We start from the raw sequence: 14,844 nt of genomic DNA on the forward strand, positions 1-14,844 counted from the left end.
TACCCACTCCTTCGATCGATAACTTCCTGCCTGGCGCCGCCGGGCACCGAGGGTGTGCCGCACCGAATCCGCTCAAGCAGGGCGGCGCCGGCGCAACGACCCTAGGAATCAGCGGCCCGCCCTGCCTCCCCCGCGCGGTGGACCAGGCAGGGGAGATGCCGCGCTCCGGGGCTTCGAGGAGGCTTTGCATCGATCTTGGCCGAATGTGCCGTTCTGTCGCTTCCGTGTTCGCCATGTGTGCGACCGCAAGCGTCCTCCCGAGGTGGAGGAGCGACCCGGACAAGCCCACTGCCGACGCGGCCGGAGCGCTGGGCCCAGTCCGTTGCGGGTACCGGTGCGCTCTACGGTGCGGCTCGGCATGGGCGGTGACCTGCTCGCGGCGAGGTTGTCCTCGTGCGCCGCAGGCGGGGACCGGTTAGTCGATGTGACGGTGGGCGAGGGGGAGGTTGGGGAGAGCTGACGGTTGGTCAGGGTTGTGTGATGAGTGGTTCCTACCCGCAGGGACTGCTCAACGAGGTCGAGCGGAAGAACGGCTGGACGCCGGCCGAGCCAACGAGTGACGCCGGGCCTGCGGGGAATGCAGCGTCTTGCGGTCATCGACTGCCTGCGGCACGGGTAACGGAAGCGCTGCTGATGCTTCGGTGGCAGAGGCTCGATCATCGCTCACAACTCGCGCCAGCCTCCTCGGCCGCCGCTGTGTCATGGTCACGCCACCAACACGGGCTCACCTGCAACCCCACCGTTCCACAACAAGGTCCTGCAAGGACCCTTAGGATCGGCCCGCACACCGAAAGGTTCACTCAGGTGTTATCACTGACGTCTGAGTAGATGCTCCAGATGATGGGGGATGGGGATGACGACGACCTCCCGCTTGCGTGCCTTCGTCGCTGTCGCCGATGTGGGGTCTGTCCGGGGCGCGGCACAGCGGCTGTCGCTGACGGAGTCGGCGGTCTCGGCGGCCATCACCGCACTGACTCGAGAGGTCGGCGTTCCCCTGATGGAGCGGGAGGGACGGAGCGTACGCCTCACCCGCTCGGGGCAGACCTACGCCGACTACGCCCGCACCATCCTCGGCCTGCATGACGAGGCGCTGGCCGCCGCGCGTGGCGACATCGACCCTGAACACGGGCAGGTGCGGCTTGCTTCGGTGACATCGGCCGCGGAGCACGTGCTTCCCTCGGTCCTGGCCGGGTTCCTCCAGCGCCATCCCGGAGTGGACCTCGGGCTCGAAGTCGGCACCAGCGAGCGGGTGTGGGCCCTGCTGTCCAGCCACGAGGCCGACCTTGTCATCGCCGGGCGGCCACCGGCCGGCATCGACGCCACCGTGCACGCCGTCCGCCCCAACGAGCTGGTGGTGGTGGCCGTGCCCGACCTGGCCGAGCGATTCGATCTGGGGCGCACCACCTGGCTGCTCCGTGAGGCGGGCTCGGGCACTCATGTCACATGCGAGGCCCTGCTGGCCGGTCTGCAGGTGGACCCGCCCAGGCTGACCCTGGGGTCCAACGGCGCGGTCGTCGCGGGGGCGGTGGCCGGAGTCGGAGTCACCATGGTCTCCCGCGACGCGGTCGCCCGGGAGTTGGCCACCGGAGAATTGACCGAGGTGAAGGTGCCGGGCACGCCGCTGCTCCGGCCTTGGCATGCGGCCACCCACATAAGGACCTCGGCGAGCACGTCGTTGCTGCTGGAGTATCTGCTGGACAGCGAGCACACCACCGGATGGCGTCGCCCCTCGTCGGGCGGCTTCCCCCGGCGCTCCACCCGCCGGGGGGTGGGAGCCGACGGGCCGCGCTCCTAGTCTCCGACACAGGGCACCGTCCGTATCACAAATGAAATCCCCGACCACTGTGCGTACGGGCGGTTGCCCCCTCATCGGATACCGCCCCGTGCGACAGCAGACAGGGGCTCCCCGGAAGGGAGAGGGATATGACGATGGTGCCCGCCGATGCAGGTATCGAAGGCGGTGACGTCGCGGTCTCGGCACCAGACCGCAACCTGGCAATGGATCTGGTGCGAGTGACCGAGGCCGCGGCCATGGCGGCCGGCCGCTGGGTCGGCCGGGGCGAGAAGAACGGCGCCGACCAGGCGGCCGTCGACGCCATGAGGGCGATGATCGGCACGTTGCCGATCGACGGCACCGTGATCATCGGCGAGGGTGAGAAGGACGCCGCGCCGATGCTCTACAACGGTGAACGCGTCGGTGACGGCAGCGGTCCGGCGTGCGACGTGGCGGTCGACCCGATCGACGGGACCACGCTGACGGCCAAGGGCATGGGCAACGCGCTGTCCGTGCTCGCGGTAGGCCCGCGCGGGTCGATGTTCGATCCGTCCGCCGTGTTCTACATGGACAAGCTGGTCACGGGACCCGCCGCCGCCGACGCCGTGGACATCCGCGCCCCGGTCCTGGACAACGTGCGCGCTGTCGCGAAGGCCAAGGGCTGCGCCGTGGAGGACATCACCGTGTGCATCCTGGAGCGGCCGCGACACAAGGAACTGGCGGAGCAGGTCCGCAGGGCCGGCGCCCGGATCAAGTTCATCTCCGACGGCGACGTGGCGGGCGCGATAGCGGCGGCCCGTGACGACACCGGCGTGGACCTGCTGCTGGGCATCGGTGGCACCCCGGAAGGCATCATCGCCGCCTGCGCGATCAAATGCCTCGGCGGTGCGCTCCAAGGCAGGCTGCGCCCGCGCGACGACACCGAGCGTCGTCGCGCTCTGGAGGCGGGACACGACCTGGATCGAGTACTGACAGTCGAGGATCTCATCGCCAGCGAGGACGCGTTCTTCGTGGCCACCGGAATCACCGACGGCGAGCTGCTGCGCGGAGTGCGCTATGGCCCGGAGCGAGCGGCCACCGAGTCGCTGGTCATGCGCGCCCGGAGCGGCACCGTTCGCTTCGTGCACAGCGAGCACCGCCTCGACCGACTCGGCGCCTACAGTGCCGTCGACTACCGTCAGCATGAAGACCCGGCGGAAGCACCGGGATGACAAGTCCGAACCGGAACGGTGCCGTTGTCTTCGACGTCGATGGCACACTCGTCGACAGCGAGCGGGACGGTCACCGCACCGCCTTCAACGCGGCTTTCTCCGCAGCGGGCTTGCCCTACCACTGGGACGTCGAGACCTACGGCCGTCTCCTGCAGATGACCGGGGGACGTCGGCGCATCGCGACGTTCCTACGGCGCCAGAGCCACAGTCACGACGAGGCGGAGGAACTCGCCGCGATCCTGCACGCCGACAAGACCGCCCGCTTCCGCACGATGGTCGAACAGGGCGCCATCCCGCCGCGCCCCGGGATCCGCGCGCTGCTGAGCGAGCTTTCGGCCACGGGAATGACACTGGCCGTGGCCACTACGGGCACCCGGATGTGGGTCGAACCCCTGCTGGACAACCTCTTCGGCAGGGGGCGGTTCGCCTGTGTGGTCACCGGCACCGAGGTCCCCACGCTCAAACCCGACCCGGGCGTCTACCTGCGGGTGCTGGACGGGATAGGTCTGCCCCCGAACCGGGCGATCGCCGTGGAGGACTCGGTCAACGGGCTGCGCGCGGCGCAGGGAGCCGGGCTCCGCTGCCTGGTGGTGACCAACCACTACACCAGGGGCCAGGACTTCACCGGGGCCCTGGGCGTGCTCGATCGGTTCCTCGTACCCGATGTGGCGATGCTGCTGCGCCACCACCTGCTCCCGAGCACGGAGTGCACGTCCTCCAGACCGCACACCGAAAGTGATCCTTAGGGGCCACGAAGTTTCCGGACGGGCGCCCGATGAGGACGTTTCATCGCGGTTTCGGGGCTGGGCGGCCTATTACCGGGGGTGGTGTCCAGCAGGATCTTCACGGCGCTGGATCACTACGTGTGGTGGCTCACCTACCGGTGGGCCGGACGCAGGTACCCCAACCAAGTCGAAGAAGTGGATCGTTCGACGCTACTTCGGCAGGTTCAACAAGTTCAGGCCGCTTGCGATCGACTGGTGCCGAACGATGTTCGCCCAGGAGAACTTGAGGAGAATCGGGATCTCGCCGCGGTCGTTGAGGACGTTGGCGCGATCTCCGAACACCCATCGGCCGTCCATGGGGCTTGCTTGAGCCGAGGTGCGGGGAAACCCGCTCGCCCGGTTCCGAGGGGGCGGGGACGCGGCAATGCGTCCCCGCTACCCGACACGAGGGCAGGATCCTCGCCCACGTCGGGATCCCGAAGGTCTACTCGTTCCCCATGGTCTTGTCCTGCTCGCGCGACCCGTTCTGCTGCTTCCCCACGAGCCAGGACATGGCCACCTTCTTCGACTGCCACCGTCAGGCATTCGCCCACTTCGGCGGTTATGTGGGTGACAACTCTTCCTCGATCTCGTGTTGCCCGTCAGGATGGTCGCTCCCGTCGAGGAGCTCGGATGGCCTGGCAGCCGGAGTTGGTACGACGTGTTGATGCCGCGGGCAACCCTGCTGCATCGCTCGGCCACGTCCTGGTCGACGACTACCTGGAGTTCGTGGCGGCCCGCTGCAGGCCGAACACCCTGCTGGCCACCGCCTACGACTTGAAGGTCTTCTTCTCGGTGGTGCCCAAGGAGCCGGCCGACGTCGTCACCGCAGACATCTTCGCGTTCATCACCGCGCAGAAGAAGCCGCGTCAAGGCCCGAAGGTCGTCCGGCTCGAAGACGGTGAAGCCGGACTCTCAGCCCGGACCATCAAGCGCCGGCTCGCCAGCGTCTCTGGGCTGTTCGGCTACCTGATGACCCGCGACGACCTCGCTGTCGACCGCAACCCGGTGCCGACGGGACTGGCCAACCGCCGCCGCAGTGGCACCCGCGGGGCACCTCTGCTGCGCACGCCTCGCACCCTCCCACGCGTCCTCGGGCCGACCGAGGTCGAGGCGGTCCTCGGCGCCCTGAACACCGCACGGGACCGGGCGATGATCCTGGCGATGCTGCTGGGCGGGCTGCGCCGCTGCGAGGTCCTCGGCCTGCGCCTGGGTGACCTCTCACCGGGCGAGCGTCGGGTCTTCATCAGCGAGGGCAAGGGCGGGCACCAGCGCCTGATACCCGTCTCCGCGCAGTTCTTCAGCGCGGTCGGCGACTACCTGGACCGTGAGCGTCCACCCGTGGACCACGACCAGCTGTTCGTGGTGTTGCGCGGGCCGACCCGCGGCCGGCCGCTCTCCGCCGACGGTCTCGACGAGATCCTCGACGGAGTCCGAAGACGAACCGGACTACCGAAGTTGACATGCCATCAGCTCCGGCACACCTGCCTGACGCGGCTGCGGGAGGCAGGCATGGCTCTGGAAGCGGTACAGGCCCAGGCCGGACACCGCTCCATCGAGTCGACCCGCGTCTACATCCACCTCGCGAACAGCTGGCTCGTCGAGCAGTACCTGGAGGCCAGTGCCGCGATCGACGCCGACCGAGCGGAGTCCTGATGCGCCGGGCCCGCGCCGCGGCCCTGCCGATAGTGCGCCCGGACCTGGTCGAGTTCTACCTCGCCCACCGGGCCGCGCAGGGCATGAACACCGACCACAAGGTCCGCTGGGGTGCCCGGGCACTGCTTGCCGCAGTGCCTGACCTGACCGACTTCTGTCGCCTGCCACTGGAACGTCAGCTCGCCTTCAACCACGAGACCCACCGGTTCATCAGCTGGCTTGCGGTCACGGGACGGATGCAGCCGGGCGCGGACTACCTGGTCGCCCGGCGCCCGCGACTGGGGATCGTACTCGCCCGCACGGAGCCGGAACTGCACCTGCGGTTCATGGAGACCGCCCGCACACTCGGCTTTCGCGACACAGTGGCCATGACCCAGTTCAACCTGCTGGGTCACTTCGTGGCACTGTTCGCCAACCAGCCCCACGAACTGCAGCAACGCGACTGGGACGAGGGACGCCGCCTTCTGCTGGACGCCGCACGCCGCATCCCCAACCGCGGCGTCAAGGCCCTGTCGACCGCCCTGTTCAACCTCGAAGCCACTCTGTTCCACTGCGAGTTGACCGACCAGCTCCCGCGCCGACGCACCCCGGACCGGGCCGACATGCGAGCCCGCGAATGGGCCCGCGTCCCGGCCAGGATGGCGGAGACGATGCAGCACTATCTGCAGCAGATCGCCGGGACGCTGCGGCCGGGCACGGTGAAGAACGCCGAGCTGACGCTGCGAGAGTTCGCCTTGCTGGTCGCCGCCGAAGACGCGGCCGTCAGCTGCGTCGCCGAGCTCAAGCGGCGACACGTCGAACGCTACCGACAGTGGCTGCTGGAGCGGCCGGCCGCCCGCGGAGGCCCGCTGCACCGGCACACCGTCCGCGACCGCCTGAGCAAAGTCCGCGGCTTTCTCCGCCGCCTCGACGAATGGGACACCGCCGACCGGCCACCTCGCCAGCTGGTGTTCGACAGCGACTTCCCGATCGCGGACGAGCCACTGCCGCGCTTCCTCGACGACGCCGCGGCCGCCAAACTTCTGTCCGCCGCTCGCAAGGATCCTGATCCGTATTCGCCCGCCTGGCCATCGAAATTCTCGCCCGCACTGGGATGCGACGCAGCGAGATGCTCGGCCTCACCATCGATGCGGTCGTGCAGATCGGCTCCGCCTACTGGCTCCGTGTCCCGGTCGGCAAGATGCACACCGACCGCTATGTTCCCCTGCATCCGCAGCTGAAGGCGCTGCTGGACGACTGGTTGCTGCACCGCCCCGAGGGCCTGCGCTCGAACCTGCTGTTCACCGACCACGGCCGCCCGGTCAATGCCTCCCGCATTGAGGCCGCCGTCCGCAAGGCCGCCGAGCGGGCCGGACTGGGCAGGGTCACCCCGCACCAACTGCGCCATACTCTGGCCACCCAGGCGATCAACCGAGGCATGTCCCTGGAGGCCATCGCCGCACTCCTGGGACACAAGTCACTGTCCATGACACGCGTTTACGCGCGGATCGCTGACCGGACCGTTGCCGACGAGTACTTCGCCGTCTCGGAGAAGGTCGAGGCACTCTACGACGCCCCGCGCCAGCTGCCGGCCGACGCCGAGGGAACGGAGATGACCAAGCTCAGGCGGGAGATGCACCGCCGGATGCTCGGCAACGGCTACTGCGCTCGCCCCGTCGAGATGGACTGCCACTTCGAGTCGATCTGCGAGTCCTGCACCTTCTTCGTCACCACGATCGAGTTCCGGCCCACCCTCGAACGCCAGCGAGACGACGCGGCGGCCAAGGGACAGGTCGCACGCGAGCAGATCTTCGACGGACTCCTCAGCCGACTCGACGGAGAAGCCTCCTGACTGTGTCGACTCGCCAAGTTCGTACGACAGTTGCCCACCTCACGGGACCTCCCCAGCGGCTGCCTGAGCTCGTGCAATCTCGGCATGGTGTGAGGCTTCGGCAGGGGCGTCCACATGCTCCAGTCGATTCCAGCGGTCGCTGTCGTATCCGTCGCGATAGTTCCACCAGCTTGCGGTGGTCCACAGCCGGTTCCATTCACGGAGCATGGTGGACCGCTCCTCCTGGCCAAGCCCGCCCCGGTCGAGGAGTGCGAGCATCAGTCCTGCCGAGTCGCAGACCAAGATTTCCAGGGAACGCAACGCGCAGAACGTGTCCCCGGTCTCGCCAGCCGCATCCTGGACTGGCCGAATCTGGGAGTAGATGAACGCCTCCAGCGCGAGGACGTCATCGCGGATGATGTCGTCCACATAGCGCAGGCTGCGGAGCGGCTCAGTGCTCACTGGGCGGACTCTCCCTCGATTCGACGATGACTTGACAACGAGACCCGCATATTAGAGGGGTGCCGGTGTCGATCGTCCATGACCGCACCAAGAGGGTGGTCCGTCGGCCTACCTGGCCCGCGTCGACGCGGACGATAGCCCGAGATCCGTTGCGCTTCGGCTCAACGGCACGGCCAGGTGCAGATCAGGCACGGACACGGGGGTCTCAGCATCGTATTCGGGCAGCGTCCATGTCACCTGCCATCCCTTCCCATGGACAGCAGGCTCGACATCACCAGGAGGTAGGCCTGCCTCGGATGGCCCGGGAGCCGCTCAACGTGCGGTGACGGAATTTGCGGTGGGCGCTCCCTTTCGGTAATCCGTCAACCGCTTGCTCAGACGGGCAGTTCGGTGATGCTGAGGGCGAAGTCCAAGTTCCCCACCCCGTGGTTGGCGAGGCCCACTGTGACCACGCCCGCTCCTTCCAGCCAGTGCGCCATTTTCAGGCCGCCGACGTCCAGCGGGCGCAGTCCGAGGGTCTCGATGAACGCCTCCACGCTTGCTTTGGCCCGCGCATTGTCGCCGGCGATGAAAACGTTGGGCCGACCCTTCTCCAGGACGTGACGGAAGACGGTGTTGAACGCCTTCACCACGCTGGCGCCGGCCGGGGCGACCTTGGCGACTTCCTGCGCGATCGAGGTCTCCTCGCGGTGGGCGAGCCCGTCGAACGTGGAATTGAAGGGATTGCCGATGTCGACGATGGCCTTGCCGGCGAGAGCGTCTCCGTACTGGGCGACGACCGGCACGACGCCGTTGTGCAGCAGGGCCACGATGACGATGTCCCCGGCCGGGGCGGTGCCCCATTCTCCGGTCGTGGCACCGCCGCCGAGAGCCTTGGCCAGGGCGGCGGCCTTGGACTGATCGCGGCCCATGACCTCGACGGTGTTGCCGCCCGCTATTGCCCGCGCGCCGATGGTGCGGGCCATGTTCCCGGCGCCGATGATGCTGATGTTGCTCATGAGATGTCCTGCCCTGGTTGTGTGTTGTCCGGTTCAGATGGCGGTGGTGCCGCCGTCGGCGACGAGTTCCATGCCGTTGACGTAGCTGGAGTCGTCGGAGGCGAGGAAAAGGGCGGCGGTGGCGATTTCGTCGGGGCGGCCCATCTGGCCGCGGGGGATGAGGGACTCGAACTGGCGCCTGGTGGCGTCGTCGAAGAGCTCTTCCTGCTTGGCGGTGGCGACCTGGCCGGGTGTCAGGACATTGACGCGGATGCGGCGGTCCTTCAGTTCGTTGAGCCAGATGCGAGCCCAGGCCTGCTGGACGGCCTTGCTGCCGGCGTAGACACTCCAGCCGGGGAAGGCGCCGAGGGAGGCGTTGGAGCCGGTCATGAGGATGGAGCCGCCGTCGTTGAGGAGCGGGAGGGCCTTCTGCACGGTGAACAGGGTGCCGCGGGCGTTGAGCCCGAACCAGGTGTCGAACTGGGCCTCGGTGATCTCGCCGAGCGGGGCGGGCTCGCCACCGCCGGCGCTGGCCCACAGCACGTCGAGGCTGCCCTTCTCCCGCTTGACGGTGTCGTAGCGCCTCACGGGTCGACCCGCGCGCGGATTCCGCGCCCTCCTCGAACGAGAGAGGGAATTAAGCAGCTGGGCGTCGGCTTCGTTGCCTGCTCGCCGCTCGATCGCGGTTTCGTCGCCGGCACCGCCCGCGGCCAGCACGACGCCACCGGCATGCGTAACGTTGCCCCGCGGGGGCAGCTCGGCGGTACCGACCGCTACCTGCTGCCCGCCGATGTCGAGCCGATCGCAGGCGAACAGCTCGACAGTCACATGGTGAAGCAGCGCGTCTCCGAGGCGATGGCCTGGGCTCGCAGGGCGGTCGTCGAGTACCACGCAGCTGCCCGGGCCCGGTCGCGACCGGTATCGACGGCTTCCGCCCGCAGGACCCTGACAGGTGCTCAGCCGTCGGCGTCCCCGATGGCGTCCGGTCTACGCGGCCGCCGATATCGCCGGTCGTACGCCGATCCTCATCTGCGCCACCGTGCGGGACGAGCGTGGCTGGGACGACGAGGACGACGAGGACGACGAAGAGAACGCGGAGGAGGGGCCGGACGCCGACGATGAAGGGGGTGTCCCCCTTCGGCGGCAACCGCCGGCTGTACGAAGCCGTCAGCACGCTGTCAGGCGCTCACGCGCCAACCACGTGACAGTGCCCTTCTACGAGCCGAAGTCCATCGTCTTCACGAAGCGGCGGTCCGTCACCGACGGACCGTCCTTCGTGCCCGCCAGCACCCAGTAACCGGCTTCTTTCCGGGGCGTGTTGAAGCCGAACGTGCCGATCAGCAGCTCGTCCCGGCCGTCCGCATCCAGATCGCACAGCACCAGATCCCACCCGAACTCGTCCTTGTCGCCGGAGTGCGCCGGCTTGCCACCGAGGCCGATGGAGTACCGGTCGATCCGTGTAGGGGTTTCGGTGGTGAGGCCGTCGGGGGTGCCCAGCCGGACCGAGACCCGGCCGATGCGGCGGTCCTCGCCGAGCGACTCGGTGGCCAGGTCGGCGTAGCCGTCGCCGTTGACGTCCCCGGTGACGGCGCGGGACAGATGGAGCCTGTGGAGGTCGGTGGGGGAGCGGCCCTGCCCAGGGCCCTGCTTGCTGCCGTAGACGACATGCGTTCCGCCGGTGTTCCCCGTCAGCAGATCCGCGCGCTTGTCGCCGTTGAAATCGGCGGCGACCAGCGGCTCCCCTCCTGAGGAGGTGTCCTCCGCCCTGATGCCGGGGACGGGCGCCGCCTCACTGAGGCCTTTCTCCGTGCCGCGGTAGTACGAGCTGCCGTCGACCTCCGGCATCTCGTCGTCCTCGAAGCGGGCGTCCTCCTCGTCGTACTGCGCCTTCGTCACGAGGTCGTCGCGGCCGTCGCCGTCGAAATCGCCGATCGCGGTGTGTACCACGGGCACCCAGCCCTCGTGGCTGACATCGATCCGGGTCGTGGTGCGGGGTGCCGCGTGGGAGCGGTTGAACGGGCCGTGCAGGACGGTGGCGTACTGCCGCTTGCCCCGGCGGTCGTAGTCGCTCACCGTCTCGTCGAGGGTGAGGAGATCGAGCGCGCCGTCCCCGTCGACATCTCCGGTTCCGATGGGCTTCGCGATGCTACGCGGAAGCACGGTGGCACCGGCGGCGCCCTTGGAGCCGCCCCAGACGATGCGCCGATTCGAGGTGTACTTCCCGTCGGGACTGCTCAGCACGTTGTCGACGACGACATCGGCATGGCCGTCGTCGTCCAGGTCCCCGGTGAACTGGGCCGACCGGTCCTGATAGGCGGGGGCGGAGGTCAGCCGGGGATCAGGCTTCGCCCAGCGGTGCGCGAGCCGTACGGCCTTCGCCGGGTCGAGGCCGGAGGGCGAGGCGAGGGCGACGAAGCGGTTGTTGTACCACTTGCCGCCGGTCTTCGGATGCTTGTACCAGCCGTTGACAAGGGCGTCGTCCTTGCCGTCGCCGTTGAAGTCGCGGCGGTTGACCTCACCTTGGTCCTGCCGGGCAGGGGCGGACCAGGCGGGGGCCGGCCCGCTTGGCATCTCCTCGGACGTGCCCTTGCTTCCGCCCTCGGAGGAGCAGGCCGCGACGACGGCAGCCGCACAGAGGACGGCGGCCAGGCGGAGATACGGAGGATGCATGCCGCCAGTGTGCGCACCCGGGTGTCACAGGGCGGTAGAGGCCAGATCCCGATGCGGAGCCGCAGGCCGACGACCGTCGACCTGTCCAGCAGGGCGTGCAGCCACAGCCGTGGTGGCGGCGAGGCTCAGACGTGGCGCCTTGAGCTGGGCATCGCTGCCCAGCCGTTCGGCCTCGGCGAGCAGTTTCGTAGGCACCGTCACGTTGGCTGACCGGGGGATGATCTTCTGGTTGATCAGCCGGGGAAGGGTAGTCCGTGGGGAGCGCGTCGTCGCTGTCGTACAAGGGGCACCGGTACCCGGTCGAGGTCGTCTCCCACCGTGTGGCCGTACTTCCGCTTCCCGCTGTCATCCCGAGGGTCGACCTCGTCGTCCGAAGGACCGGCCGCCCCCACCCGCTGTGTCCGCCAGGACCGAGCAGGCCCTTGGTGCCGCGCTGGACCGGCTCTCCTCCGGCCGACCGTGGCACACCGACGGCAAGCTGACCAAGAACATTCTCTGGCGGGAAGCCGGGGTCAGCCGGGCCGCCTTGAACCGGGCGACCGCACTGCTCGCCGAGTGGGATGCCCGGGCCGCCACGAGCCCTGGTCGCGTTGGCGGGCGGCAACGCGACCAGGAACTCGCCGAACGCTAGGAAAAACTACGAAGGAACAAGGCAGAACGCCGTCGGATCCAGGGCCAGTTCGATGCAGCAGCAACGGTGATCGCGGTGCTCCTCGCCGAAAACGCCGCCCTGCCGCGCGATTGCCGGTCGATTGCCGGTTTCTTCACTCCGCCTTGCCGGTCACGATGCGCCACCGCACTCGATGAGCGGAGTTTTCGCAGGTCAGCAGCCGTAAGCAGACCGGTCCGACTGATCCAGGACGAATCCAGCCCTTTCTGTGGGGCCGCTTCCTAGGCTCTGACTCAGAAAGCGGCCGACCGACGGGGCTTCGCGAGAAGCCCACAAGAAATCGGTCCGAAAACTCCGATCAACCCACAGGAGAGCCATGCGCATCCGCAATGTCCTGCCCACCGCACTTCTGGCCGTCTCCGGCCTCCTCGCCGGGGCGGGAGCCACCTTCGCCGCCGGCGCCGGGGCAGAGTCCCCGGAGAGTAGCGGTTACCCGGCCTACCAGTGCTTCAAGACCGCGGACCGCGACGTGTACTGCAGTGACAAGAAGGTCAAGAACCATGCCGCAGGGGCCGCGTGGATCGGGATTTGTCCGCCCGACGTCCAGAAGAGCCTCACCGGCAAGCCGTACCTCAGCGACCTCCGCCCGAAGGACGCCCTCAGCTGCTCCGGTGAAGAGACCCCGGAGAACAGCGATTACCCGGCCGACCAGTGTTCGGGATACACGGCGGCGGAGATCATCCTGGGGTTCATGGGTGAGGGGGTAGTGGCCGAGGAGTATCCCGAGCTGGCGCTGGTGCACGTGAAGGAGGCTGTCGGGGCGACCCCCAGGGACGTGGAGGTCTTCCTGGCGCTTGCCTCGCTGAAGGAGTCGGGGTTCGCCGAGGAGTTCCGCGCCGATGTCACCTCAGGTGACCCGTACCGGGTCCGTAACGGGCTGGAGCGGCTGGACACCATGTCTGTGACCATCCACCAGGCAGTCACCAAGGGGCCCGTGGACCAGGGCACCGGCTCCGATGTGATCATCATAACTGAGGTCGCCCTCGCCGTGAATCAGGTGGTGATAAAGGCGGACTTCGAGGAAGGCAAGAGCGGTCTGACGACCGAAGAGGCCGTAGCGGTCGTGACCAAGCTGCTGGCCGGCAAGTAGATCTTCGAAAGGGCGGCTCCGCTGCGTGCGGCGGAGCCGCCCTTGGGGGTGGAGAGACATGTCTCGCATAGGTTTCTTCGGCGGAGCCGTTCTGTGGGGAACGGTCGGTGTGACATCGCTGCTGGTGGCCCTGCCGAGTTCGGCAGTCACTTCGGCGGGAGTCGTCGCATCGCGTCAGTATGTCGGCAAGGTGTGGCCCCAGGGTTGGTCGTTCTTCACAAAGAGCCCCCGGAGCCCGTCCAAGGGTGCTTACAGCATTTCATCCGACGGGCTGCCACGGAGCTTGTTCATCGGACCCCATGCCAGCCCGTCCAACGTGTTCGGGGCCGGCAGAAGAGTGCGGGCCCAGGGCCCCGAGCTGGCAATCCTGATGAATGCCACGCCGGAGCGGGCCTGGAAGAAATGTGGGGGATACACGGTCTCCGACTGCGGCATCGACGATTTCGGTGACGCTCCGAAGATCCGCAACGATTCCCCGATCCCGACGCTGTGCGGGAAGACCGTGCTCACCCGGGAGGAACCGATTCCATGGGCTTGGCGAAAGCTGACAGAAGGCCAGTACCGGGTCACGAAGGCGGCGGAGGTGAACATCCAGTGCTGAGACTCAGACTTCCGGCTGTGCCCGAAGCCGCCGAACGGTTCGACCCGCGCACCAATGTGTACGGGCTGATGCGCACTCTCATCGCCGTGGGCATGTTCGCCACCCTGTTCCTCACCCCGGCCGCGGCCTTGTTCCACCCCGTCATCGGCATGAAGGACGCCCCGTACTGCGACGGGCTGTCCGCGATCTCGGGATTCTGTGTCGGTGGGGACTCGCTGAGTCCAGAGATCCGCCGGTATCTGCTGGCAGCCGTTCTGGTCCCCGTGATGATCGGCTGGCGGCCGAGGTTCTGGGTGATACCGCACTGGTGGGTCGCGTTCAGTATCGCTACCTCGCTCAGTCTGCCCGACGGCGGAGACTCGGTGGCCCTGGTCCTTACGCTGTCCATTGTTCCCTTCGGGCTGGTGGACGACAGAAGGTGGCACTGGAGCACCAAGGGCGGCTCGAAACAACTCGGCGGTTCCGCCGCCGCCTTCTGCTACGTCACTCATTGGGCCATCCGGATCCAGGTGGCCGGAATCTATTTCCAGTCGTCCGTGGCGAAGTTCGGCGTGACGGAGTGGGCCGACGGAACCGCGCTCGCCTACTGGCTCAACGATCCGTTCTTCGGTCTCCTGCCGTTCTGGAAGCCCGCCATGCAGCCCCTGCTGGAGAACGCCTACACGGTCGCCGCCCTCACCTGGGGAGTCCTCGTCATGGAACTCGCCCTGGCGTTCTCGCTCTTCTGGAAGGCCGAGGTGCGGCGCAAGACGTTCTGGCTGGGGATCGCCCTCCACGCGGGGATAGCGCTCTTCATGGGCCTCTTCAGCTTCGCGTTCACCATGTTCGGCGCCCTGGTCATCGCCTACCAGGTTCCGACCACGAACCTCGCCCTTCCCCGGTTCGCGGCGCGACGAGTGCGACGCGTGCGAAGAGCGCGGCGCGAGGCTCGTGACGACGACACGTGCGACGCATCGGTACGGGACGCGTCCCTCGTTCCGGGCTGAGGTCGTCTCGTGCACTGCCCCCGCCGGGCGGCTCCGGGCGGGGGCAGTGATGTTTTTCCGCGCAAGTTGCCTGTATATAAAGGAAATTGACATGACGTCAGCGCAATTCCGCAGAAGAATTTTCGGCCAGTGGTTGACGGAGAAGGGTCTCTCCAAGCGACGGCTCGCAAACG

Annotated in this window: 14 protein-coding genes and 2 pseudogenes; 11 read left to right on the plus strand and 5 right to left on the minus strand. The window is 67.8% G+C overall.

The features are described 5' to 3' along the window. Window positions 1-853: 853 nt before the first annotated feature. The 3 genes from STRBO_RS0123620 (at window position 854) to STRBO_RS0123630 (ending at window position 3,731) form a co-directional block, all read left to right on the plus strand. Window positions 854-1,795, plus strand: a complete 942-nt coding sequence (locus STRBO_RS0123620; protein ID WP_051085273.1) for a LysR family transcriptional regulator — start codon at window positions 854-856, stop codon at window positions 1,793-1,795. A gap of 128 nt (window positions 1,796-1,923) precedes the next feature. Continuing rightward, entirely contained in the window at window positions 1,924-2,985 is a 1,062-nt protein-coding gene (glpX, locus tag STRBO_RS0123625; protein WP_005476323.1) for a class II fructose-bisphosphatase, read from the plus strand. After that, a complete protein-coding gene (locus STRBO_RS0123630; RefSeq protein WP_005476325.1) occupies window positions 2,982-3,731 on the plus strand; it encodes an HAD-IA family hydrolase in 750 nt (249 codons plus the stop codon). The genes glpX and STRBO_RS0123630 overlap by 4 nt, the downstream gene beginning before the upstream one ends. Before the next feature lie 189 nt (window positions 3,732-3,920). Here STRBO_RS0123630 and STRBO_RS44830 read toward each other — a convergent pair whose 3' ends face one another. Beyond that, entirely contained in the window at window positions 3,921-4,067 is a 147-nt protein-coding gene (locus STRBO_RS44830; RefSeq protein ID WP_020665596.1) for a hypothetical protein, read from the minus strand. Between the two features lie 315 nt (window positions 4,068-4,382). On the opposite strand from STRBO_RS44830, the gene STRBO_RS0123640 reads away from it, so the two are divergent. From STRBO_RS0123640 to STRBO_RS44170, 3 genes are read left to right on the plus strand one after another with little or no spacing between them, the layout of a single operon-like run. Further along, a complete protein-coding gene (locus STRBO_RS0123640) occupies window positions 4,383-5,405 on the plus strand; it encodes a tyrosine-type recombinase/integrase (RefSeq protein WP_005479607.1) in 1,023 nt (340 codons plus the stop codon). Then, the gene (locus STRBO_RS44840) at window positions 5,405-6,625 is read left to right on the plus strand and encodes a hypothetical protein (protein ID WP_005479606.1); all 1,221 of its coding nucleotides are present in this window, start codon (window positions 5,405-5,407) and stop codon (window positions 6,623-6,625) included. Before STRBO_RS0123640 ends, STRBO_RS44840 begins: the two co-directional genes overlap by 1 nt. Next, the gene (locus tag STRBO_RS44170) at window positions 6,514-7,236 is read left to right on the plus strand and encodes a tyrosine-type recombinase/integrase (protein ID WP_245170656.1); all 723 of its coding nucleotides are present in this window, start codon (window positions 6,514-6,516) and stop codon (window positions 7,234-7,236) included. The genes STRBO_RS44840 and STRBO_RS44170 overlap by 112 nt, the downstream gene beginning before the upstream one ends. A 39-nt stretch (window positions 7,237-7,275) precedes the next feature. Here STRBO_RS44170 and STRBO_RS40935 read toward each other — a convergent pair whose 3' ends face one another. The 4 genes and pseudogenes from STRBO_RS40935 to STRBO_RS45485 form a co-directional block, all read right to left on the minus strand. Further along, window positions 7,276-7,644 carry a hypothetical protein gene (locus tag STRBO_RS40935; protein WP_158698344.1) on the minus strand — a complete coding sequence of 123 codons (369 nt, stop codon included), beginning with the start codon at window positions 7,642-7,644 and terminating at the stop codon, window positions 7,276-7,278. 407 nt (window positions 7,645-8,051) lie between these two features. Next, on the minus strand, window positions 8,052-8,675 hold the full coding sequence (locus STRBO_RS0123660; RefSeq protein ID WP_005476555.1) for an NADPH-dependent F420 reductase: 624 nt from the start codon (window positions 8,673-8,675) through the stop codon (window positions 8,052-8,054). Window positions 8,676-8,708: 33 nt separating this feature from the next. Beyond that, window positions 8,709-9,239, minus strand: a pseudogene (locus STRBO_RS0123665) (SDR family NAD(P)-dependent oxidoreductase); the annotation flags it as partial. Window positions 9,240-9,869: 630 nt separating this feature from the next. Beyond that, window positions 9,870-11,324 (minus strand): FG-GAP repeat domain-containing protein, encoded by a 1,455-nt coding sequence (locus STRBO_RS45485; RefSeq protein WP_005476558.1) that lies wholly within the window; start codon window positions 11,322-11,324, stop codon window positions 9,870-9,872. A 254-nt stretch (window positions 11,325-11,578) separates the two neighbouring features. On the opposite strand from STRBO_RS45485, the pseudogene STRBO_RS46010 reads away from it, so the two are divergent. From STRBO_RS46010 to STRBO_RS0123700, 5 genes and pseudogenes are all read left to right on the plus strand, one after another. Continuing rightward, a pseudogene (locus STRBO_RS46010) lies at window positions 11,579-11,678 on the plus strand (IS6 family transposase); the annotation flags it as partial. Window positions 11,679-11,721: 43 nt separating this feature from the next. Next, the gene (locus STRBO_RS0123685) at window positions 11,722-11,955 is read left to right on the plus strand and encodes a hypothetical protein (RefSeq protein WP_005476563.1); all 234 of its coding nucleotides are present in this window, start codon (window positions 11,722-11,724) and stop codon (window positions 11,953-11,955) included. A gap of 355 nt (window positions 11,956-12,310) precedes the next feature. After that, on the plus strand, window positions 12,311-13,084 hold the full coding sequence (locus tag STRBO_RS0123690; protein ID WP_005476565.1) for a sporulation delaying protein family toxin: 774 nt from the start codon (window positions 12,311-12,313) through the stop codon (window positions 13,082-13,084). A gap of 109 nt (window positions 13,085-13,193) precedes the next feature. Then, window positions 13,194-13,685 (plus strand): SdpA family antimicrobial peptide system protein, encoded by a 492-nt coding sequence (locus tag STRBO_RS41960; protein ID WP_158690947.1) that lies wholly within the window; start codon window positions 13,194-13,196, stop codon window positions 13,683-13,685. 17 nt (window positions 13,686-13,702) lie between these two features. Beyond that, window positions 13,703-14,671 carry a sporulation-delaying protein SdpB family protein gene (locus STRBO_RS0123700; protein WP_005476569.1) on the plus strand — a complete coding sequence of 323 codons (969 nt, stop codon included), beginning with the start codon at window positions 13,703-13,705 and terminating at the stop codon, window positions 14,669-14,671. The last annotated feature ends 173 nt before the right edge of the window (window positions 14,672-14,844 follow it).

Origin of the sequence: Streptomyces bottropensis ATCC 25435 (assembly GCF_000383595.1) — a bacterium.
GTDB lineage: Bacteria > Actinomycetota > Actinomycetes > Streptomycetales > Streptomycetaceae > Streptomyces > Streptomyces bottropensis.